Raw genomic sequence first — 20,120 nt, forward strand, 5'->3', positions numbered from 1 at the left:
CGCGGGTGGCTTCGTCGGTACTCAGCCCTTACGCCCCCACGCGGAGATCATCGGTGCGGTGGCCAGGTCCATGCCGCCCGCTTCCACGTTGGCCAGGTGGCGGTCGATGTCCTCGTCGGTGGCGAGGCCTGCGGCCACGAGCCGGCCACGGATCTGGCGGACCGTGGCGGACTCCAGGGCTGTGCAGGCGGGCGAGGTGACGGGGAAGTACGCGTCCGCAACGACGTCGCGCAGCCCGGCCTCGCGGAGCAGACGCGGGAGCTTGCGGCCGTACGACAGATCGGCGCCGCGCTCGGCGAGCAGTTTGCGGAAGCCCTGCCGAAGGCGGTTGGCGAGCCGCTGCTCGGGGCCGTGCTCGTCGGGGCAGATCAGGGGCTGAAGGGCCGGGTCGGCGTCCTCGATCAGCAGCATTCCGCCGGGCCGCAGTGCGCTGACCATGGAGCGCAACGCCCTTTCCCGGTCCGGGACATGAACGAGGACCAGCCGGGCGTGCACCAGGTCGAAGCCGTCGCCCGGCGGCTCGTCCGCGCCTACGTCGTGGACGCGGACCTCGACCGGAGGGCGGGCCACGGCGGCGAGCCGCGAGGTGTCGATGTCGGTGGCCAGGACCTGGCCGGTGGGTCCGACCTGCCGGGCGAGCCAGGACACCACGGAGGTGCCGCCGGCCCCCACTTCCCAGCAGCGGCGGCCGGGGCCGAGCCCGAGCCCTTCGAGGTGCCGGAACGTCACCGGATCGAAGAGGGAGGCGAAGGCGTCGAAGCGCTCCCCCGCCTCGTCCTGCCGGTTGTTCAGGAGGTACCCGTCGGATGGCGTCATACCGTGATCATCCCAGTCGTGCGGCTCACTCGAAGTTGTACGGCTCACTCGAACCGGTTGCACCGGCCGACGCTCCGTCCACAGGCGGGAACAAAGCGGAACGGACTGTTCCCACAGGCTTACCCGCACTTTGCACCGGGCTGGCACACTGGCCGGGCAAGGCGTGAAGGCGTTGTGCGAGGAGATCCACGCGAGGAGATCCAGATGTCCATGGCAGGGAATCTGCGGAAGGTCACGGGGCTGGGCCGGGTCGGCAGCCTGCGCAAGGTGGCGCGGCTGGCCCGGCGGCGGCCCCGCGTGGACCTGAGCCACCCCGCCCGGTCACCGCTGGGTTCCTCCGTGGTGAACTGCGTGACGTACCAGGACGGCACCCGGGTGCCCGGGTGCACCGACCTGGTGCATGCAGTGGAGATGGTGCGCAAAAGCGGCGAGGGGTTCGTCTGGCTGGGGCTGCACGAGCCGACGGACAGCGAGTTCGCGGGTATCGCCGAGCTGTTCGACCTGCACCCGCTGGCCGTGGAGGACGCGGTGGAGGCCCATCAGCGCCCCAAGCTGGAGCGGTACGGGGAAACGCTCTTCGCCGTGTTCAAGACCGTCTGTTACGTGGAACACGAGCAGCTGACAGCGACGAGCGAGGTGGTCGACACAGGCGAGATCATGGTGTTCGTCGGCGAGGACTTCGTCATCACGGTGCGGCACGGGCGGCACGGCTCGCTCGGCCCGCTGCGCGAGGAGCTGGAGGCGGAGCCGCAGCAGCTCGCCAAGGGGCCGGCGGCGGTGCTGCACGCGATCGCCGACCACGTCGTGGACGACTATCTGACCGTCACGGACGCGGTGCAGGCCGACATCGACCAGGTCGAGACGGACGTGTTCTCGGAGAACGGTGCGCGGGCCGACCCGGGGCGCATCTATCAGCTGAAGCGTGAACTCCTCGAACTGAAGCGGGCGGTGGTGCCGCTGGCCCGCCCGGTGGAGGATCTGGCGACCCGGCCGATCCGTGTGATCGACGCGGAGATACAGGCGTACTTCAGGGACGTGTTCGACCACCTGATGCGGGCCAAGGAGCAGATAGCCGCGTTCGACGAACTGCTCAACTCCATCCTGCAGGCACACCTCGCGCAGGTGACGGTCGCACAGAACGAGGACATGCGGAAGATCACGGCCTGGGCGGCGGTGATCGCCGTACCGACGATGGTGTGCGGGGTCTACGGCATGAACTTCGACCACATGCCGGAGCTGCACTGGCGGTTCGGCTATCCGCTCGTGATGGGCGTGATGGCGGCGGCCTGTCTCGTGCTCTACCGGGGCTTCCGGCGCAACGGCTGGCTGTGACCTCTCACGCCGAGAAGGCCACGACCTTCCGCGGGACGATCTTGATGATCACGCGGACTTCGTCGTCCTTCTCGGCGGGCGGGTCGATGCCGAGGTACTTGTGCGACAGCTCGTGCGGGAGCCGCTTGCCCTCGTCCGGCAGGATCTCGGCGACGCCTCGGATCTCGGCGGAGTGGTAGGGGTTGGCCAGGTCGAAGACAGTCAGGCTGATGCGCGGGTCACGGCGGAGATTGCGCACCTTCTGACGGCCTTCGGTGGACGAGAAGAGCACGGTGTCACCCTCACGCTTGATCCAGACCACCGAGTTCTGCGGGGCACCGTCGGGGCCGAGGGTGGCGACGCCGGCGAAGTTCTTGCCGTCGAGGAGAGCACGGACGGAGTCGTCGAAGGCGACGGGAGCGCCGGAGGAGATCGTCATGACCCCACTCTAGTTACATGCGCGTGCATGTAAAGGGGTTGGGTGGACCGCTTGGATCAGCCGCTCCAGGCGGGGTGGCGAGGATCGTCGGCACGCACGAGGACGTCGGCCGTGCCGGCCGGGTCGGTCTCGCCCTCGTAGCGCTCGAAGGCGGGGAGCGTCCAGTGGTCGGCCTCCGGGGTACGACGGCGCAGGGCGCCCTGGGAAAGGAGGACGTGGACGGTCAGATCGAAGGGGAACCAGTGCCGCAGGAGAAGGGGGCCATGGAGCAACAGGATCCCGCCGGGCGGGAGTTGGACGTAGGGGCTGCGGGTGGCACGGTCGGTTGCCGGGTCCCACAGGTCGGGCAGCACGCGGCCGTTGCCACCGGGGTCGAGTGGGCCGAAGACCTCGCGCCACAGCGCACCCGTGTCGAACCAGCCGTCGTAGTACGACTCCGCGTCCCGTCGCCCGTGTTCCAGGCGGAGAGACGCAGGGCGCAGAAAGCCCTCGGCGCCGACGACCAGTGACGGCCGGCCGCGTACGCGCAGCGCCTCGGCGACGCGCTCGGCGAGGTCCACCGGACTGGCGGCCGGCGCCCCGTCGAAGCCGACGCGCGGCCAGGCACCCCCGTCGGCCGGATCCAGCTCGAGCAGCCGGTCGGCGAGCAGCTCGGCGAGCCGGTCCCAGGTGATCGCTTCGAGTCGCACAGCCCCATGATGCCGGGAGGGGTCGGCGGGGAGGGTCGGCAGGGTCGGCGACGGCCACCGGGACGGCCCTCCGAGCCCAGGCCCAGGTCACCGGCACACACCACTGGCCGTCGGCGGACCCAAAACCGGTGGCGAGGCCGGCCGGGCGGGCGACGGACACCGCGCCGGTCGGAAGTGTCGCCACGCCGGTGCGGCACCGTGCGCGGGTGTCGATTTCGGCGTCGGGGAGGAGGAGCGGGTGCGGCAGGTCGGGCGTGGGAGCGGTGGGCGGAGACGGGGAAAGAAGGGCGTATGGCACCTTCTTCAACTCCTCGGGTACCCAGTGGACTTGTCGCCGTCCAACCGCTGCGGAGCAAGCGCTGCGCGGGGTGCCGGCGTGGTCCGCTCGCACTGCTCGTGCTGGAGGACGGGGCACCGCGCTGCCTCCACTGCGCCGACCTGGGGCACCTGGTGTTCCTGCCGCGGGGCGACACCGCGCTGACCCGCCGGGCGAGGGAGGAGAGCACGCTGTCGGTGGTGGTCGTGCGGTTCAACCGGCGCAGGAGCCGGTACGAACGGCAGGGCGTTCTCGTGGAGGAGGCGGCACTCGCCCGGGCCGAGGCACGGTGCCTGGCGGACGCGGAGGCGAGGCGTCGGCGGCGGGCCCGGGACGCCCGGCGCAGGGCGGCGGAGGACGAGCGGTTCACGGCGGCGTTCGCGGCGGAGATCCTGCGGCTGTTTCCGGGGTGCCCGGCCGACCGCGCCCGGGCGATCGCGGCGCACGCGTCGGCGCGGGGCAGCGGGCGGGTCGGGCGCAGTGCGGCAGGACGGGCATTGACGGAGGGGGCGGTGATCTCGGCGGTCGTGGCGGCCGTACGGCACGTGGACACGCCGTACGACCAGCTGCTCATGGGCGGGGCATCGAGGTTCGAGGCGCGGCGGCGGATCGCGGCGGGCGTGGAGAGCGTGCTGCGGGGGTGGGCAGAGGAGGCCGACGTCGGCTGAGGGGGCCGGACACAGGGTGGGGCGGGGCCGGACACGAGGCAGGACGGGCCCGGACACGGGGCGAGGCGGGGCTGGACGCTCGCGTATGCGACCGCGTCCCTCGGCCATGGTCGCCTCGGCGTGCTGCGCCTTGACTGGAGAGGAGCACTGAAGCCGGGTCTCGGCCCGGGACGAGCTGGAAGTGGGGTGTGACCGTGATCGATGGGCCGTTCTTCGTGCTGGCCGTACTGGGCGTGCTGGGGACCGGGCTGGTGGCCGGGGTGTTCTGCGGGTTCTCGACCTTCGTGATGCGAGGGCTGGCCGCGCTGCCTGCGGCGCAGGGCGTCGCCGCGATGAAGGCGATCAACGTGGCCGCCGTGCGGCCCGCGTTCATGCTGGTGTTCATGGGCTCGGCGGCGCTGTGCGCGACAACCGCGGTGGTGACGTTCGTGGTGTGGCCGGACGAGGGCAAGGCGGAGCTGCTGCTGGGCAGCGCTCTGTATCTGCTCGGCTCCTTCGGGCTGACCATGGTCGCGAACGTGCCCCGCAACGACAGGCTGGCCCGGATGGCCCCGGGCAGCCCCGAGGCCACGGCGTACTGGCCGCAGTACGTGCGCGAGTGGACGTTCTGGAACCACGTCCGCACGGTCGCCTCCGCCGCGGCCGCCGTCGTGTACGTGCTGGCCCTCGCCTGAGCCTGTCCCGTACGGGATCGGGGAGGCGGCGGGCCGGGCGCTGAGGAATTCCGCTCAGAAAGCGCTGTCGGCCACTCTGCGTGCGTGTCGGGGTGGACGTATCGTGGCCGAAAGAGTGCCGCCCGATGACGCACGGCCCGTCGTACATCGAGTACCTCCGGTACACGTACGCGAGGAAGACGACCATGGCCGATCCCAAGGGGTTCATGACCACGCCGCGCCAGGAATGGCCGCGGCGGCCCGTCGAGGAACGGGTCAGGGACTGGGACGAGGTCTACGTCCCGGGAGCGCTGCTGCCGATCGTCAGCAAGCAGGCGGACCGCTGCATGGACTGCGGCATCCCGTTCTGCCACGACGCCTGCCCGCTGGGCAATCTGATCCCCGAGTGGAACGACCTGGTCTCCCGCGAGGACTGGCGGGCCGCGAGCGACCGGCTGCACGCGACGAACAACTTTCCCGAGTTCACCGGGAGGCTGTGTCCGGCGCCCTGCGAGGCCGGGTGCGTGCTGGCGATCAACCAGCCGGCCGTGACCATCAAGAACGTCGAGTGCGCGATCGCCGACCGGGCGTGGGAGGAGGGTTTCACCCCGCCGCGGCCTCCGGACCGGCTGTCGGGAAAGACCGTCGCGGTGATCGGCTCCGGACCGACCGGGCTCGCCGCGGCGCAGCAGCTGACCAGGGCCGGGCACACGGTCGCCGTGTACGAGCGGGACGACCGGATCGGGGGGCTGATGCGGTACGGCATCCCCGAGTTCAAGATGGAGAAGCGGCATCTGGACCGGCGGCTCGCCCAGATGCGCGCCGAGGGGACGAGGTTCCGTACGTCAACGGTGGTCGGGCGGGATGTCCCGGCGGACGAACTGCGGACCCGCTACGACGCGGTGGTGGTGGCCACGGGTGCGACGGCCTGGCGGGAGCTTCCGGTGCCGGGCCGGGAGTTGACCGGGATACACCAGGCGATGGTGTACCTGCCGCTGGCCAACCGGGTGTGCGAGGGGGATCTGGAGGCCTCGCCGCTGTCCGCGGCCGGAAAGCATGTGGTGATCGTGGGTGGCGGCGACACCGGAGCGGACTGTCTGGGCACCGCGGTGCGCGAGGGGGCCGCGTCGGTGACCCAGCTGGACATCTACGCGCAGCCGGGTACCGAGCGCGACGAGGAGGCCGAGCCGTGGCCGACCTACCCGAAGCTCTACCGGCTGTCCGCCGCGCACGAGGAGGCGCGGGACCTGCGGACGGCTCCGGCGGCGGACGCGGACGCGCGGCTGTTCGCGGCGTCCACGCTCCGCTTCGCCGGGGACGACGGCGGGCACGTGCGGTCGCTGCACCTGGTCGAGGTGGACGAGCGGCGGCAGCCGGTGCAGGGCACCGGGCGGACGCTGCCCGCCGACCTGGTGCTGCTCGCCCTCGGTTTCTCCGGGCCCGACCGGGAGGACGGCCTGGTCGACCAGTTGGGGCTGTTGATGGAGCCGCGAGGCACGATCGCCCGCGACAGCGGCTTCGCGACCAACGTCGCCGGCGTGTTCGCCGCCGGGGACGCGGCGCGTGGACAGTCGCTCATCGTGTGGGCGATCGCGGAGGGGCGGGCGGTGGCGGCAGCCGTGGACCATTACCTGACGGGGAGTTCACGGCTGCCGTCGCCGATATCCGCGCATGACCGGCCGATGTCCGTGTGACGAAGCGGGAGTTGCGGCCGGCGGGCGTCAGCGGCGCCTCTCGTCCGTCCCCGCCACCTTCCCGGTCGCCAGCGCCACCCGGTTCCACGTGTTGATCGTGAGGATCAGTGCCAGGACCTGGGCCAGTTCCGCCTCGTCGAACTGGGCGGCAGCCTGGGCGTAGACCTCGTCGGGGACACCCCCGTCGGCCACGAGGGTGACCGCCTCGGTCAGCGCGAGAGCGGCCTGCTCCTTCGGGGTGAAGAAGTGCCGGGCCTCACGCCAGACGGCGACCATGTGCAGCCGGTCCTCGCTCTCGCCGGCCTTGCGGGCGTCGTTGGTGTGCATGTGGAGGCAGTAGGCACAGTGGTTGAGGTGCGAGGCACGGATCTGGATCAGCTCGACGAGGGCCGGGTCGAGGCCGGCACGGGCGGCGGCGCCGAAGCCGATGAGGGCGCGGAAGGCCTTCGGGGCGGCCTTCGCGAAGTCCAGGCGGGTGGGGGTGGTGGTCGCGGTGTCGATCGTGTTCGTCGTCGTCATGTGCTCAAACCTATGGCCCTGAAAGACCGGCTGTAGGGTGCATTTTCATGGTGGATTCGTGGGTCAATTCAGCGGAGCGGATCGGCGCCGACCTGCACCTGGAGCTGTCCGGGCCGGGCGGTCGGCGGGCGGCGCTGATCCGGGCGCTGCGTGAGGCCGTGCGCAGCGGGCGGCTGACTCCGGGCACCCGGCTGCCGCCGTACCGCTCGCTCGCCGCCGATCTGGGCGTGGCCCGCAACACCGTCGCCGACGCGTACGCGGAGCTGGTCGCGGAGGGCTGGCTGACCGCCCGGCAGGGCTCGGGCACCCGGGTCGCCGAGCGTGCGGAGCCCCTGCGGCACGCCGAGCGCGCACCCAAGAAGTCGCCTCCACGCGCGCGGGGGCCGCGGCACGATCTGCGGCAGGGCACCCCGGACGCCTCGGCCTTCCCGAGGGCGGCCTGGTCGGCCGCGTACCGCAGGGCGTTGCAGGCGGCGCCCAGCGAGGCGTTCGGGCCGGGCGACCCCGCCGGGCGCCGCGAGCTGCGGGAGGCGCTCACGGACTATCTGGCACGCGCGCGCGGGGTGCGCACCGAACCCGACCGGATCGTGATCTGCTCCGGCTTCGCGCACGCCCTGCGGCTGATCTTCAGCCAGGGCGGCGGAGGTGTGCTGCGCGGTCCGCTGGCCGTGGAGGCGTACGGGCTGGACTTCCACCGCGGGCTGCTCGCGGCGGCGGGGGTGCGGACCGTACCGCTCCCGCTGGACGAGCACGGGGCGCGGGTGGCGGAGCTGGGGCGGGAGCGGGCCGCGCTGCTCACGCCCGCGCACCAGTTCCCGACCGGGGGTCCGCTGCATCCGGAACGCCGGGCGGCGGTGATCGACTGGGCACGCGCGCGCGGGGCGGTGGTTCTGGAGGACGACTACGACGGCGAGTTCCGGTACGACCGCAGGCCCGTCGGCGCGCTCCAGGGGCTCGACCCGGAGCGGGTGATCCACATCGGCTCGGTCAGCAAGAGCCTGTCACCGGCGCTGCGGCTGGGCTGGATGGCGCTGCCCGAGCGGTACGTCGGGCCGGTGCTCGCGGCCAAGGGGGAACGGGAGGCGTGGGCGAGCGTGCCGGATCAGCTGGCGCTCGCGGACTTCGTGCTCTCCGGGTCGTACGACCGTCACGTACGGCGCATGCGGCAGTCGTACCGGCGCCGCCGTGACCGGCTGGTCGCGGCACTCGCCGCACACGCGCCGCACATCGAGGTGACCGGCATCGCGGCCGGGCTGCACGCCGTGCTCACGCTGCCGCCCGGCACCGAGCGGTCGGCGGTGAAGGCGGCCGCGTGGCAGGGGGTCGCCCTGGACGGACTGGCCGCGTTCCGGCACCCGCAGACGCGGATGCCGGCGGCCGACGGCCTGGTGGTCGGGTACGGAACGCCGCCGGAACACGCCTACGGTGCGGCGCTGGAGGCGTTGTGCGGGGTGCTGCCACCCGGGTGAGAGTCATGGGCAGGTCGAGCAATAGGCATCAGGCATCAGGCATCAGGCATCAGGCAGTTCAGGAGAGCAGGAAGTCGGCCTCCCCCGCCTTGGCGCCCTCGATGAACGCGGTCATCTCGTCCGTGGTGTAGATCAGCGCCGGTCCGTCGGGGTCGGTCGACTGCCGTACGGCGATCCGGCCGTCGGCGAGCTTCATCGCCTCCAGGCAGTTTCCGCCGTTGCCGCCGCTCCAGGGCTTGTGCCACCCCTCGCTGCCCAACTCACGTGCGGGCATGCCGTTGTAGACGCGAGTGCGCGGCTCTATCTGATCCATTCACAGCTCCTTGCGGAGATCCTGGAGGATCTCCTTCGTGCGTTGTGCCGTGGCGGCCTGCGCCGCCATGCGGTCCATGACCTCCAGGTGGGTCGCCACCTCGGAGCGCGCGTCGAGGTAGACGGCGCCGGTCATGTACTCGCTGTAGACCATGTCCGGGAGTTCCGGCATGGCGAATCGGAACAGGACGAAGGGTCCGTACGTCCCCGGGTGCGGCCCGTTGGCGAACGGGGCGACCTGGAGCGTCACATTCGGCAGCGTCGTGGCCTCGAGCAACTTCTCGATCTGCGTACGCATCACCTCCGGGCCGCCGACCGGGCGGCGCAGGGCCGTCTCGTCCATCACCGCCCAGAAACGGGGGGCGTCGGTACGAGTGAGCAGTTCCTGGCGTTGCATGCGCAGCGCGACATGGCGCTCGATGTCGTCGGGGCTGGTCTGGCCGATGGCACCCGACTTCAGCACGCCGCGCGCGTAGTCCTCGGTCTGCAGCAGACCGGGGACGAAGTGCGGCTCGTAGGAGCGGATGAGGGCGGCCGCGCCCTCCAGGCTGACGTACATCGAGAACCAGCCCGGCAGGATGTCGTGGAACCGCTGCCACCAGCCGGGCTTGTTGGCCTCCTCGGCCAGCTGGACGAAGAGGTCGGCCTCGGCCTCGGGAACTCCGTAGGCCTTCAGCAGCAGTTGCAGGTACGGGATCTTGAGGGCGACCTCGGCCATCTCCATACGGCGGATGGTGGCGGGGGCGACGCGGAGCACACCGGCGGCCTCCTCGCGCTTCAGCCCGGCACGCTCCCGCAGGTCCAGCAGGCGTCGGCCGAGGACCACCTGGCCCACGGTCGGCGCGGACCGCGGCTCGCTCACGCTCCCACCTCCGACACAAGAGTCCGCTCCGGCAAAAGAATCCCGACAGCCCTGCGGCGCCGTTCGAAGACTCATTCGAAGATCCGGCCGGATCGACGACGGTCCCAATTGGCGCCGCTCGAGGTGCTGTTGCGAGCAGTGTGCCACGGCCGTTGACCGAGTCACACAGCACTCTGCAATTTTCAGAGTGACACTTGCCAAGTGTCCACGCCGGGGAGATAGTGGCAAGCGTGATTCCGTCCGCGCCCTTAGGAACAGACGCCGCCGCAGACCGCCTTGGTCCAGGTGCGGCAACGGGAGCAGCCCCTGGTGGGGGCGCTGCCGAGCGCCGGTTCCGCTTCGAGCTGGCCGCACATCCGGGTTCCCCCGCCCAGGCGAGACGCCTGGCGCGTGCCCGGCTGACCGGCTGGTCGGTGTGCGCGGACACCTGCGACAACGCGGCCCTCGTCATATCCGAGCTGGTCACCAACGCGATCGTGCACACCGCGAGCAGTCGCGTCGTGTGCGAGCTGCACGACCACGACGACATGGTCCGCATAGCCGTGCGTGACGAGGGTTGTGCGCCCGGCGAGCCCCACCCCTCCCCGCAGCGCCCCGATGAGGAGCACGGGAGGGGGTTGCTCCTCGTCGACGCACTGTGCCAGGCCTGGGGTGCGCAGGAACACGGGCCGGGGCTGCTGGTCTGGGCCGAGCTGGCCCGTCGGACCGACGCGGCCCTCGGCGCCGTGGAACCCCGCAACGACCTGGGCTGGGGTGCCCGCCCGAAGCCGGACGGCCCGCCGCCAGGTCCGGGCGAGGAGGAAGAGGCACAGGCCCGGTACCGGGCCCCGAAGCAGCGGCAAGCATGGGAGCAGCCGTGAGCGGCGCCGACGACTCCGGCCGGCCGCTCGGCCTGGACACCCTGGTCCGCCTCGGACGCCGGCAGCACACGCCGGCCACGGTCCGTCGCCTGCAGGTGCCGGAGGGAATGACGTCACCGCTGGGCTGTGACGCCGTGGCCGTACCCGACCGCCTCGGGCCTCTGATCGTCCCGCGGCTGCCGCGGGTGGGCTGCGTGTACGCCGACGGCACCCACTGGTGGTGGATCGTCCCGTCGGACTCCGACTACGCCCTCCCCTGGCCTGCCCCCGCCCAGTACGCCCCCGGCGCCCTGGTCCCCGTCACCGCCCGCCTGATCCACCGCCCCGAGGGCACGGTCCCCTACACCCCACCGATCCCCCTCTACCTGGCCCTGTGCCGGGTGACGGGGGCCACCCCGGACTGGTCCCGAGCCGTCTCTGCGTGAGGCTGCGCCGGGCTCGGCCGACGGGGTGAGGCGAGGTGCGGGACTCCCGACCGGCACCTCCTCCTGACCGGCACCACCTGTTGACCGGCGCTTCCTCGCTCGCCCGACGCAACAGCGTCACGCCCCGGCCCCGCGTCCCGGCCCGACGGCCACGCCTGCCACGCCGCCACCGCCGCACCCCCTTCACGCCCCCGGTGCCACCTCTCGCGCCCTGCCCCACCGCCGGTCCGCCCGCGATAGTGGCCGTTCGGTCATGGGCCGCGGTGGAGGGGCACGGTGGGAAAGAAGCGCGAGGCGGGTGGCTCCGAGGTCTCGGGGTCGGAGCAGCTGCTGTTCGGGGGGCCGCTGCGGTACGACATGGGGTGGAACGAGCATGCGGAGGCCTTTCTGGAGCTGAGCTTCCGGGCGATGGTGGTCCGGTTGCCCGGCATGCTGGCGTCCAGCCTGCGGCTGGCCCGCCGGGCGGACCCGCGGGCGGCCCGGGTCGTGCTGGCCACCGAGCTCGCCCGGGGCGTGACCCAGGCGGTGAGCCTGCTGGCCATGAACAGCGCACTCGGGAAGCTGCTCGCCGGGCCCGACATCGCGCAGCGGCTGCGCGCGGCCGCCCCCGCCCTGGCCGTCATGGCCGCCGTGATGCTCGTCGCGGCGCTGCTGCGGGCCGCTTCGACCTACGCCACCGGACGGCTGGAACCCAAGGTGGAGCGGGTGGCCACCGAGCTGTACCTGGAGCGGGCGGCCAACGTGGAGCTGGCCGCGATCGAGGACCACGCCTTCCACAAGCTGCTGGACACCGCCCAGTACGGCGCCCGGTCCGCCCGCGGCATGATCTCCATCGGTGCCCGGGTCGTCAACGCGGTGATCTCCCTCGTCGCGGCGGCGGGTGTGCTCACCGTGCTGCATCCGGCACTGCTGCCGCTGCTGGTCACCATGACCCTGCCCAGCGCCTGGGGCGCCCTGATCAACGCCCGCCGCCGCTACGAGTCCTTCCACACCTGGGTGCAGCACGCCCGCGCGGGCCATCTGATCGGCAACCTGCTCACCGAGCCCGCCGCGGCGCCGGAGATCCGGGTGCACGGCGTCGGCCCGTTCCTGCTGCGGCACTTCCGCTCCATGTCGGAGACCGCCGAGGCGGAGCAGGCCCGGCTGTCCCGGCTGGCGGCCCGGACCGGCCTGATCGCGGCCGCCTGGACGGGGCTCGCGACCGTCGCGACGTACGCCACGCTGGGCGCGCTGCTGCTGGGCGGCGCGATGGCCCTGTCCGTGGCCGGTACGGCGGTGATCGCGATCCGTACCGGATCGGCGAGCCTGGACACGCTGGTGCTGGAGATCAACGAGCTGCACGAGGAGGCCCTGTTCGTGGGCGATCTGCAGCGGCTGTACACCGAGGCGGCCGAGCGTGCGATCCCGTCCGGGGGCCTGCCGCTGCCCGAGGAGCCACGCGAGATCCGGTTCGAGAACGTCACGTTCGGCTATCCGGGTGAGGCGTCCCACCCCGCCCTCGACGACGTGAGCCTCACGCTCCCGCTCGGCCGGATCATCGCGCTCGTCGGTGAGAACGGCTCGGGCAAGACCACCCTGGTCAAGCTGCTCGCGGGCCTGTACACACCGGATCGGGGCCGGATCCTGTGGGACGGTGTCGACGCCGCGAGCGCCGACCGGCGGCTGCTCGCCGAGCGCGTCGCGATGGTGGCCCAGGACTTCAAGCGCTGGCCGTTCACCGCGCGGGTGAACGTGGCCGTCGGCCGCTCCTCCGCGCCCCTCACCGAGGAACGTCTGGCCGCGTCGATCGCCGAGGCGGGTGCCGAGGAGGTGGTGGCGGATCTGCCGCGCGGCCTGGACACGCTGCTGGCGCGCAACTTCAGCGGCGGCCACGAGCTGTCCGGCGGCCAGTGGCAGCGCCTCGGCATCGCCCGGGCGGCCTACCGGCGCGGGCGCATCCTGATCGTGGACGAGCCGACGGCGGCGCTGGACGCGCGGGCCGAGCTGGAGGTGTTCGACAAGATCCGGGCGCTGGCGGGCAGCGGTCAGACGGTCGTTCTGATCACCCACCGGCTGGCCTCGGTCCGCCATGCCGATCTGGTGCACGTACTGGAGCACGGGCGGCTGGTGGAGTCCGGCACTCCGGAGGAACTCCTGGCCAGGGGTGGTGTCTACGCGGAGCTGTACGCGCTGCAGGCGGAGCAGTTCACGGCGAAGGTGCCGGCCCCGAAGCCGGCCTGAGCCGGCTCACTCCGTGGCGTCGCCGCGCACGATGACCAGGAAGGTGTCCGTCACGAGGTCCATGACGACCTCGGCGGGCAGGCCTTCGAGCCGCCGGGCGTGCGCGAACTCCTCTGCCGGCCACGATCCCCGCGGGCCACCTGCGGGAAAGCACTCGAGCACGGTTCGCCCGTTCACCATCTCGCACCTCCGGAAAGCGTCGTACTTCTTGGAGTTAACGCCCTGGAGAAGGCTGACGGCTCGCGCGGTGACGGGACTGAGACATTGCTGACACCGAGTCAGAGCGGACCGTGAGAATCCGTTCACTTTCCGATAGGAACGGCACATTCGGCGACAGTCTCGTCACGTTCTGTGTCACTCCTCGTATTCGTCGTGGTACCGGAGCCGGTCGCTGCCCGCCGGGTCACGGCCGAGCGCGGTGAGGTCGAGCAGGCCGGTGGTGGCGCCGAGTCCGTCCAGGCCGTCGTCGTGGACCGAGTAGGTGTGGAAGACCTGATCGCGCTCCCGCAGGAAGCAGCTGAGGCCGGGCCGCTCGACCAGCTCCCCGGCGCGCTCGACGGTCGCCTCGAAGTCACGGTTGAAGTCGCTGTGGCAGGACGAGTACCACGGCACCGCCCAGCCCATCCGCGCCTTGAACGGCAGGAGCCGGGTGAACGGCGCCCGGGAGACGGCCGCGAACGAGGTGTTCCGGGCCCGCAGATGGGCGAGGTGGCCGACCTGGTCGAGGAAGGCCGCGCAGCACGGGCAGCCCGCCTCCCACTCCGGCGCGAACATGAAATGGTGGACGACGAGTTGGGCCCGGCCCTCGAAGAGGTCGAGGAGAGTGGCCTTGCCGTCGCCGCCCTCGAAGACGTACTCCGGGTCGACCTCGACCACGGGCAGCCGCCGCCGCTCGGCGCTCAGTATGTCCCGCGCCCTGCTGACCGCCTCCTCCTTGCGCAGCAACTCCTCGCGCGCCGCGCGCCACTGCTCACGCGAGACGATCTCCGGAAGCGACATGAGCCCTCCTGTCCGCAGGCCGGTTCGGGGTGGTGACCGCCGGCGAGGGCGGAACTCATCGGAGTACGGCGCCGGATTCCGAGATTTTTCTCCGGCACCGCTCCGGCGCCCCGGAGCCGGCTCACCCGTCCCGGGAGGGACTCAGGTGTCGTACTCCTGGATGCGCCGTCCGTGGCTCCGGTCGATCAGTGCGGGCAGTCGCCGGTCCAGCTCCCGTGCGACGGCGGGCACGTCGAGGGTGAGGAGCTCGTGGTCCCGCATCAGGACGCGTCCGTCCACGACGGTGGTACGCACGTCGGCGGAGCGGGCGCTGTGCACGAGGGTGGCGGCGAGGTCGTGGACCGGCCGGGTGTGCGGGCCGGTGAGGTCGACCAGGATGATGTCGGCACGCCGGCCGGGGGCGAGGGTCCCGATGCTGCCGCCGAGGCCGACCGCGCGGGCGCTCTGCAGCGTGGCGTGGTGCAGGGCCTGACGGGAGGTCAGCCAGCGCGGGTCGCCCTCGGTGGACTTCTGGATCAGGGAGGTCAGCGCCATCGACTCCCACACGTCGAGGGAGTTGTTGGAGGCGGCGCCGTCCGTGGCGAGGCCGACGGGGACACCGATCGCACGCAGGGCCCGTACCGGGGTGGTGCCTGGCCAGGCGAACTTGAGGTAGCCGCGGGGTGCGGTCGCCACCGCCGTACGGCCCCCCGTGCGGGCGAGGAGCGGCAGGTCGCGCTCGATGATGCCGGTGCCGTGGGCGACGAGCAGGTCGATGTCGAGGAGTCCGGTGCGGTCGAGGACCTCGACGGGGGTGACGCCGTGCCGGGCGAGGCTGGTGTCGGTCTGGTCGCGGTTCTCGGCGGCGTGGAGGTGGACGGGCAGGCCGTGGGCGCGGGCGAGTTCGGCGGTGGCGGTGAGGTCGGCGTCCGTGACGGTGTAGGGGGCGTGCGGTGCGAGGGCGGTGGTGATGCGCCCGCCTGCGGCGCCCCGGTGGCCCAGCGCGAACTCCAGTGACCGTTCCCGTCCTCGCGGACCCTGCGAGGAGAAGTAGGCCTCACCGAGGTGCGCCCGCATCCCGCACTCGGTGACGACGTCGGCGACCACGTCCATGTGGAAGTAGTGGTCGGCGAAGCAGGTGACCCCGCCGCGGATCATCTCGGCGCAGGCGAGCCGGGCGCCCAGCTCGACGTCCTTCCCGGTGAGGTTGGACTCGACGGGCCAGACGACGTCGTTGAACCACTCCTCGGTCGGCAGGTCCTCGGCGAGACCGCGCAGGGCGACCATCGGTGCGTGCGTATGGCAGTTGACGAGTCCGGGCATCGCGACCTGCCCGCGCGCCTCGATCCGCTCCGCGGCCGGCAGGTCCGCCACGGCGGCCGCGGTGGTCACCGCCTCGATCACGCCTTCGCGTACGACGATCGCGGCGTCCTCACGGAAGGCGATCCGCTCGTCCTCGTCGTGCACGAGGACGGTGCAGCCGGTGACGACCAGGTCGGCGGGAGAGGCGTTCATGGGCCCAACGTACGACGGTCCCGTACCGCGAGGCGGGCCGAACCGCCCGGCCGGGGCTACGCGGCGGCGGGCAGCCGGACCCGCTCCCGGTCGTGTTCCAACTCGTCGAGCAGTTCCTGCAGTTGACGGGTGTGCCGTGGGGTGAGGCGGCCGGTGTCGTCGAGGTGCACGGCGCAGGCCGTGGTGGTGTCGACAAGTCGTTCCAGGACGGCGGCGACGGCGTCCGTGCCCTCGGTGTGCCGGGCGAGGGCGGGCAGTTCGGCGGCGGAGAGCGCGATCGCGGTGCGGGCCTCCGCGAGGGTGCGGTAGGCCTCCCGGCGCAGCGCCCACCGCTCGGTGCGGTCTCCGGACTCGCTCAGGACGTGCACGAGATAGGCGTGCGCGGCGCTCGCGGCGGCGGCGAGCCGGGCCCGTACCCCGCCGCCCCGCTCCCCCGGCATCGGCAGATGTCCGACGATCAGCACGATCACGCAGGCCAGCAGGGTCTCGCCGATCCGGCTGACGGAGGCCTGCGGCTCGCCGCCGACCATCACCAGGGCCAGCACGAGGACGGTGACGACGGTGGTGAGGGCGCCGAAGTTCCGGGTGGCGACGGGGACGAGCGCCCCGCACACCGCCACCAGCACGATCAGCCCCTCCGGGCGCGGCAGCAGCGCGGCGAGCCCTGCGAACACCAGGGCACCGAGCACGGTCCCGGCGGCCCGGCTCAGCACGCGGGAGGCGAGCGGCCCGAGGTCGGGCTTGACGAGGAAGACGGCGGTGGCGGGCAGCCAGTACCAGTGCTGGTGCTGCCCGTACCAGCGGGTGTGGTGCAGGGCCTGGGCGACGGCGGCGCTGGCCCCGAAGCAGAGCGCGACGCGCAGCCCGTACTCCCGTCCGCCGGTGCCGAGCGCGGCCCGGATGGCGTCCGCGGCGCCGCGGCGCCGGGCGAACGGCCGGTGTGCGCCGCCCGCGGTCCGGTCGAAGGCCTCCGCGGCGCGCAGCAGGGCGTTGTCGAGGGCGCGCAGGGCGGGGGCGACGGGGCTTGCCCCGCGCGAGCGGAGCCGGGCGTGGGGGAACCCGGGGGCCGGCAGCGGGCCGGTGCCGGTGTTGCCGCGGACGGCGGCGGCGAGCCGCCGGGGCCCTTCCGCCGCGCGTGCGGAGACGGGCTCGCCCGCCCAGGCGAGGGCGGTGGCGGCCTCGGCCATGGGCAGCGCGGCGGCGTACTGGGCGTGCAGCCTGCGCTCGGCCGTGGAGCCGGCGTACCGGCGCAGCCGGGGCCCGGCGAGGGCGTCCTGGGCGTGGTCGAGGGCAGCGGTGAGCGCGGCCCGGCGGGTGGTGGCGGCGTCGCCGCCCACGGCGTCGAGCAGCGCGGCGACGGCGTCGTACACGTCGGCGACCGCCTCCCGTTCGCCGTCGAAGCGGAAGTCCCCGGCGAGCGAACCGGGCGTGGGCAGCGCCAGCCGCAGCAGGAGCAGCCAGCCGGCGCCGGCGAGGAAGGCGAGGGCCCGCTGCCAGCCGCTCTCGGCCGCCGGCATCCCCGCACCGATGGCGGCGGCGACCAGCAGCTGGGTACCGGCGGCGGAGGCGACGGGCCCGACGGCACTCGCGCCTCCGGCGGCCAGCCCGAGGAGAGTGAGGAAGAGGGTCAGCGGTACGGCGGACAGCAGCTGCCCGGTGTACGTCCCCACGAGCAGCCCGAGGGCGCCGGCCAGCGCGGGCACCCCGAGCCGACGGACGGAGGCCCGCCTGCTGCCGGGCCGGTCGTTGATACCGGCGAGCATCGCGGCGATGGCGGCGACCACCCCGTCGGCGACACGTCCCGTGACGACGCCGGCGAGCAGCAGCGGCCCGGCGGCGAGCGCACCCCGGGTCACCGCGCTCCAGGGGACGGGCCCGCGCTGGGTACGGAACGCATGGGCGAGCCAAGGGGGCAGGGTCGGTATGGCGGGGCGCGGCACGGGGCTCCTGTTCGTTCGAGGGCAGGGGTGGGCCTTCGGACGACGGCGGCCGGACTGCTGGGTGTGTGTCCCACCGTAGATCGCTTTCACCGAGCAAACGGGACGATCACGTTTCGGGGAGGTGAAAGGTGGTGGGGTGGGGGGTTTCTTTATGAACGCAATGTGCCCGGGGTCCCGGGGCCAAGGTCGTCCCTCACCTCTCGGGGCCCAGTCCGAGGATCTCCTCGGCCTGCCCGATGGCACCCGTCAGCGCCTCCGGCTCCGCCCGCAGCGCGCCCACCACCTCGTCGATCCGTCGCAGCCCGGCCCGCTCCAGCAGTCGCTTCTCGTTCGTCACCCATTCCCCGCGTGCCGCCAGCACCGCATGGCCGGCCTGTACGGCGGCGGTGGCCAGCGCGCCGGCGACCTCGGTGAGGCGGGCGTGCGGGGCGTGGTTGGCCCTGGCGTAGGCCAGGGTCGCGCGGGCGGTGCCGGACCAGCGTTCCGCCGCGGTCCTCCGCAGCTTTTCCGGATAGGCGGCCGGGCGCGGCAGTTCGCCGCGCAGTACCCGGTTGACGGCCAGTTCGGCCACGATCAAGTAGCTGGGGATGCCCGCCAGATGGAACAGCAGCGGCTCCACCCGGAACCGTCCCTCCTCCGCCTCCGCCAGCTCGTGCTCGACCACGTCCAGATCCCGGTAGTGCACGTCGACCCGGCGTCCGTCGATGGTCAGCCAGGCCCCGCCGTTGAAGACACCGCCACCCCAGCCGCCGATCTCGGACACCTCGCCCTCCCAGCCGAGGGCGCGCAGGTCGGCGGGGTCGAAGGGGCCGCGGTAGTAGACGGCGAGGTCCCAGTCGCTGTCGGGGACGTGTGCCCCCTGGGCTCGGGAGCCACCGAGGGCCACGGCTCGGACGGTGGGCAGGCCGGCCAGGCGGTCGGCCGTGGCGGAGAGGAAGTCGGGGTCGGGGAGCGTGGGCATGGGTGGGGGCTCCAGTTGGGGTGAGGGTTCGGTGCGGGGAGCGTAGGGCGGGTGCCGGGCGCACGGCGACCGGATTGTCAGTGGGGCGCGTTATCAAGGAAGTCGTCACTCATTGTCACGACGGGGGAGGTCATGGTGACGACTGGGGAAAGCGGTGCGAGGGCACGGCGCGGTCATGTGTCGGACGCCGGGCTGCGGGCTCGCGGGTGGACGGCCGAGCTGGTGCGCCGGTTGCTGGGCGAGCCCGACCTGCTGCGCGTCAATCCGTACTCGGCGTCGGCCCCACGGACCCGGCTCTACCGCGTCGACCGGGTCGAAGCGGTGGAGCAGAGCGCCGAGTTCAGGGCCGTGGCGGCGGCCGCGGTACGGCGTTCCATCGCGGCGAGGGCCGCCGTACGGCGCCGGCGGCGGGAGGTGTCGGCGAGGGTCGCGGTGGCGCGACGGGAGGCGGGCGGCGGCCCGTCGCACCTGCCGTCCGGGGTCGTTGCCGAGCCGGAAAATCGGGTGCGGAGGCCCGGGCGGGCGCCGGATGATCAGCAGGTTGTCCACCCACCACCCTTGGGGCCGCCATGATTCGCCGAGTGACCGTACCGGGGCTCTTCCCGCCGCCCGCCTACTCCCACGCCTCCGTCGTCGAGGCCGGCACGAAGCTCGCGTTTCTCGCGGGAGCCGTGCCGCTCGATGCGAAGGGGGAGGTGGTGGGAGCCGGGGATCCCGTGCGGCAGGCGGAGCAGGTGGTCGCCAATCTCCGGGAGCAACTGCGCTCGGTGGGCAGTGGCTTGGAGCACGTCGTCTCGACCGACGTGTACGTCGTGAGCAGCGAGCCGTCGGTGCTGTCCGCGGTGTGGGAGGTCGTCGAGGCCTCGGGGCTGAGCCGGGGACCGCACTCGTCGACGCTGCTCGGTGTCGCCTGCCTCGGGTACACCGGGCAGCTGGTGGAGATCACGGCGACGGCCGTGGTGCCGGAGCGGGAGGAGGGCGGGGTGACGGCTGAGCCGGTCCTTCGCCGCGCGGTGGCGGCGGACGCCCGTGCCGTCGCCGACGTGTGGCTGCGGTCCTACGACGCCGCGTTGCCCACGGTCGTGCGCCCGCGCTCCGACGACGACGTGCGCGACTACTTCCGTGAGGTCGTGGTGCCGTCGCGGGAGACCTGGGTCGCCGCGACGGGAGACGACGAGATCGTGGGCATGATGGTGCTCGCCGGCGACGAGCTGTCCCAGCTGTATCTCGACCCCGGCTGGCGCGGCCGTGGCATCGGCGACCGGTTCGTCGCGCTGGCCAAGGAGCGGAGTCCGGGCGGACTCGGCCTGTGGACCTTCCAGGTCAACGAGCCCGCCCACCGGTTCTACGAGCGGCATGGATTCGTCGCCGCCGAGTACACGGACGGCCGCGACAACGAGGAGCGGGAGCCGGACGTGCGATACGAGTGGCGGCCCTGAGGGACGCCCGAACGTCCATGTGAAGCACACCCAG

General features: G+C 72.6%; 21 protein-coding genes and 1 pseudogene. 11 read left to right on the forward strand and 11 right to left on the reverse strand.

The features are described from left to right. Positions 1-21: 21 nt before the first annotated feature. Positions 22-816, reverse strand: a complete 795-nt coding sequence (locus AC07DS_RS20485) for a methyltransferase (protein WP_479147209.1) — start codon at positions 814-816, stop codon at positions 22-24. A 204-nt stretch (positions 817-1,020) separates the two neighbouring features. Between AC07DS_RS20485 and corA the strand changes: the two genes are divergently transcribed. Then, complete coding sequence (corA, locus tag AC07DS_RS20490; protein WP_479147211.1) at positions 1,021-2,148, forward strand: magnesium/cobalt transporter CorA; 1,128 nt, start codon at positions 1,021-1,023, stop codon at positions 2,146-2,148. Positions 2,149-2,152: 4 nt separating this feature from the next. On the opposite strand, the gene AC07DS_RS20495 is transcribed toward corA, so the two are convergent. Next, complete coding sequence (locus AC07DS_RS20495) at positions 2,153-2,566, reverse strand: PPOX class F420-dependent oxidoreductase (protein ID WP_479147212.1); 414 nt, start codon at positions 2,564-2,566, stop codon at positions 2,153-2,155. 56 nt (positions 2,567-2,622) lie between these two features. Further along, a complete protein-coding gene (locus tag AC07DS_RS20500; protein ID WP_479147214.1) occupies positions 2,623-3,255 on the reverse strand; it encodes a nucleoside/nucleotide kinase family protein in 633 nt (210 codons plus the stop codon). Positions 3,256-3,546: 291 nt separating this feature from the next. Here AC07DS_RS20500 and AC07DS_RS20505 point away from each other — a divergent pair, with 291 nt between their 5' ends. The 3 genes from AC07DS_RS20505 to AC07DS_RS20515 all read left to right on the forward strand — a co-directional run bounded on the left by AC07DS_RS20505 (position 3,547) and on the right by AC07DS_RS20515 (position 6,586). Further along, complete coding sequence (locus tag AC07DS_RS20505; protein WP_479147216.1) at positions 3,547-4,239, forward strand: DUF2293 domain-containing protein; 693 nt, start codon at positions 3,547-3,549, stop codon at positions 4,237-4,239. 194 nt (positions 4,240-4,433) lie between these two features. After that, entirely contained in the window at positions 4,434-4,913 is a 480-nt protein-coding gene (locus AC07DS_RS20510; protein WP_479147516.1) for an anthrone oxygenase family protein, read from the forward strand. Between the two features lie 185 nt (positions 4,914-5,098). After that, positions 5,099-6,586, forward strand: coding sequence for a glutamate synthase subunit beta (locus AC07DS_RS20515; protein ID WP_479147518.1), 1,488 nt, complete (start codon positions 5,099-5,101; stop codon positions 6,584-6,586). Positions 6,587-6,613: 27 nt separating this feature from the next. Here AC07DS_RS20515 and AC07DS_RS20520 read toward each other — a convergent pair whose 3' ends face one another. After that, positions 6,614-7,105: a carboxymuconolactone decarboxylase family protein gene (locus AC07DS_RS20520; RefSeq protein WP_479147217.1), complete on the reverse strand. Its 492-nt coding sequence runs from the start codon at positions 7,103-7,105 to the stop codon at positions 6,614-6,616. A 47-nt stretch (positions 7,106-7,152) separates the two neighbouring features. On the opposite strand from AC07DS_RS20520, the gene pdxR reads away from it, so the two are divergent. Beyond that, positions 7,153-8,574, forward strand: coding sequence for a MocR-like pyridoxine biosynthesis transcription factor PdxR (gene pdxR, locus AC07DS_RS20525; RefSeq protein WP_479147219.1), 1,422 nt, complete (start codon positions 7,153-7,155; stop codon positions 8,572-8,574). A 58-nt stretch (positions 8,575-8,632) separates the two neighbouring features. On the opposite strand, the gene AC07DS_RS20530 is transcribed toward pdxR, so the two are convergent. Then, positions 8,633-8,887, reverse strand: a complete 255-nt coding sequence (locus AC07DS_RS20530) for a DUF397 domain-containing protein (RefSeq protein ID WP_479147220.1) — start codon at positions 8,885-8,887, stop codon at positions 8,633-8,635. After that, complete coding sequence (locus AC07DS_RS20535; RefSeq protein ID WP_145875010.1) at positions 8,888-9,748, reverse strand: helix-turn-helix domain-containing protein; 861 nt, start codon at positions 9,746-9,748, stop codon at positions 8,888-8,890. It lies immediately after the preceding gene. A 221-nt stretch (positions 9,749-9,969) separates the two neighbouring features. Between AC07DS_RS20535 and AC07DS_RS20540 the strand changes: the two genes are divergently transcribed. The 3 genes from AC07DS_RS20540 to AC07DS_RS20550 all read left to right on the forward strand — a co-directional run bounded on the left by AC07DS_RS20540 (position 9,970) and on the right by AC07DS_RS20550 (position 13,253). Further along, positions 9,970-10,608, forward strand: a complete 639-nt coding sequence (locus tag AC07DS_RS20540; protein WP_479147222.1) for an ATP-binding protein — start codon at positions 9,970-9,972, stop codon at positions 10,606-10,608. Then, positions 10,593-11,033 carry a hypothetical protein gene (locus AC07DS_RS20545; RefSeq protein ID WP_479147223.1) on the forward strand — a complete coding sequence of 147 codons (441 nt, stop codon included), beginning with the start codon at positions 10,593-10,595 and terminating at the stop codon, positions 11,031-11,033. Before AC07DS_RS20540 ends, AC07DS_RS20545 begins: the two co-directional genes overlap by 16 nt. Positions 11,034-11,309: 276 nt before the next feature. Further along, positions 11,310-13,253, forward strand: coding sequence for an ABC transporter ATP-binding protein (locus tag AC07DS_RS20550; protein ID WP_479147225.1), 1,944 nt, complete (start codon positions 11,310-11,312; stop codon positions 13,251-13,253). Between the two features lie 6 nt (positions 13,254-13,259). On the opposite strand, the gene AC07DS_RS20555 is transcribed toward AC07DS_RS20550, so the two are convergent. The 5 genes from AC07DS_RS20555 to AC07DS_RS20575 form a co-directional block, all read right to left on the reverse strand. Further along, positions 13,260-13,433 carry a hypothetical protein gene (locus AC07DS_RS20555; protein WP_479147226.1) on the reverse strand — a complete coding sequence of 58 codons (174 nt, stop codon included), beginning with the start codon at positions 13,431-13,433 and terminating at the stop codon, positions 13,260-13,262. A gap of 174 nt (positions 13,434-13,607) precedes the next feature. Beyond that, a complete protein-coding gene (locus AC07DS_RS20560; protein WP_145875016.1) occupies positions 13,608-14,252 on the reverse strand; it encodes a DUF899 domain-containing protein in 645 nt (214 codons plus the stop codon). 141 nt (positions 14,253-14,393) lie between these two features. Continuing rightward, complete coding sequence (locus tag AC07DS_RS20565) at positions 14,394-15,746, reverse strand: amidohydrolase (RefSeq protein WP_479147229.1); 1,353 nt, start codon at positions 15,744-15,746, stop codon at positions 14,394-14,396. A gap of 56 nt (positions 15,747-15,802) precedes the next feature. Beyond that, complete coding sequence (locus AC07DS_RS20570; protein WP_479147230.1) at positions 15,803-17,686, reverse strand: FUSC family protein; 1,884 nt, start codon at positions 17,684-17,686, stop codon at positions 15,803-15,805. Positions 17,687-17,879: 193 nt separating this feature from the next. Further along, the gene (locus AC07DS_RS20575; protein WP_479147232.1) at positions 17,880-18,647 is read right to left on the reverse strand and encodes a nucleotidyltransferase domain-containing protein; all 768 of its coding nucleotides are present in this window, start codon (positions 18,645-18,647) and stop codon (positions 17,880-17,882) included. 132 nt (positions 18,648-18,779) lie between these two features. On the opposite strand from AC07DS_RS20575, the gene AC07DS_RS20580 reads away from it, so the two are divergent. The 3 genes and pseudogenes from AC07DS_RS20580 to AC07DS_RS20590 all read left to right on the forward strand — a co-directional run bounded on the left by AC07DS_RS20580 (position 18,780) and on the right by AC07DS_RS20590 (position 20,086). Continuing rightward, positions 18,780-19,220, forward strand: coding sequence for a hypothetical protein (locus AC07DS_RS20580; protein ID WP_479147234.1), 441 nt, complete (start codon positions 18,780-18,782; stop codon positions 19,218-19,220). After that, positions 19,217-19,549, forward strand: a pseudogene (locus AC07DS_RS20585) (RidA family protein); the annotation flags it as partial. The gene AC07DS_RS20580 and the pseudogene AC07DS_RS20585, both read left to right, overlap by 4 nt. 81 nt (positions 19,550-19,630) lie before the next feature. Next, positions 19,631-20,086, forward strand: coding sequence for a GNAT family N-acetyltransferase (locus AC07DS_RS20590; RefSeq protein WP_479147519.1), 456 nt, complete (start codon positions 19,631-19,633; stop codon positions 20,084-20,086). Positions 20,087-20,120 lie beyond the last annotated feature (34 nt).

This window comes from Streptomyces sp. NPDC044064 (assembly GCF_056434245.1).

Coding starts and splice junctions, on each gene's coding strand:
- AC07DS_RS20485 (WP_479147209.1), bottom strand. CDS start 816: ATGACGCCATCCGACGGGTACCTCCTGAACAACCGGCAGGACGAGGCG.
- corA (WP_479147211.1), top strand. CDS start 1,021: ATGTCCATGGCAGGGAATCTGCGGAAGGTCACGGGGCTGGGCCGGGTC.
- AC07DS_RS20495 (WP_479147212.1), bottom strand. CDS start 2,566: ATGACGATCTCCTCCGGCGCTCCCGTCGCCTTCGACGACTCCGTCCGT.
- AC07DS_RS20505 (WP_479147216.1), top strand. CDS start 3,547: ATGGCACCTTCTTCAACTCCTCGGGTACCCAGTGGACTTGTCGCCGTC.
- AC07DS_RS20515 (WP_479147518.1), top strand. CDS start 5,099: ATGGCCGATCCCAAGGGGTTCATGACCACGCCGCGCCAGGAATGGCCG.
- AC07DS_RS20520 (WP_479147217.1), bottom strand. CDS start 7,105: ATGACGACGACGAACACGATCGACACCGCGACCACCACCCCCACCCGC.
- pdxR (WP_479147219.1), top strand. CDS start 7,153: ATGGTGGATTCGTGGGTCAATTCAGCGGAGCGGATCGGCGCCGACCTG.
- AC07DS_RS20530 (WP_479147220.1), bottom strand. CDS start 8,887: ATGGATCAGATAGAGCCGCGCACTCGCGTCTACAACGGCATGCCCGCA.
- AC07DS_RS20545 (WP_479147223.1), top strand. CDS start 10,593: ATGGGAGCAGCCGTGAGCGGCGCCGACGACTCCGGCCGGCCGCTCGGC.
- AC07DS_RS20555 (WP_479147226.1), bottom strand. CDS start 13,433: ATGGTGAACGGGCGAACCGTGCTCGAGTGCTTTCCCGCAGGTGGCCCG.
- AC07DS_RS20560 (WP_145875016.1), bottom strand. CDS start 14,252: ATGTCGCTTCCGGAGATCGTCTCGCGTGAGCAGTGGCGCGCGGCGCGC.
- AC07DS_RS20565 (WP_479147229.1), bottom strand. CDS start 15,746: ATGAACGCCTCTCCCGCCGACCTGGTCGTCACCGGCTGCACCGTCCTC.
- AC07DS_RS20575 (WP_479147232.1), bottom strand. CDS start 18,647: ATGCCCACGCTCCCCGACCCCGACTTCCTCTCCGCCACGGCCGACCGC.
- AC07DS_RS20580 (WP_479147234.1), top strand. CDS start 18,780: ATGGTGACGACTGGGGAAAGCGGTGCGAGGGCACGGCGCGGTCATGTG.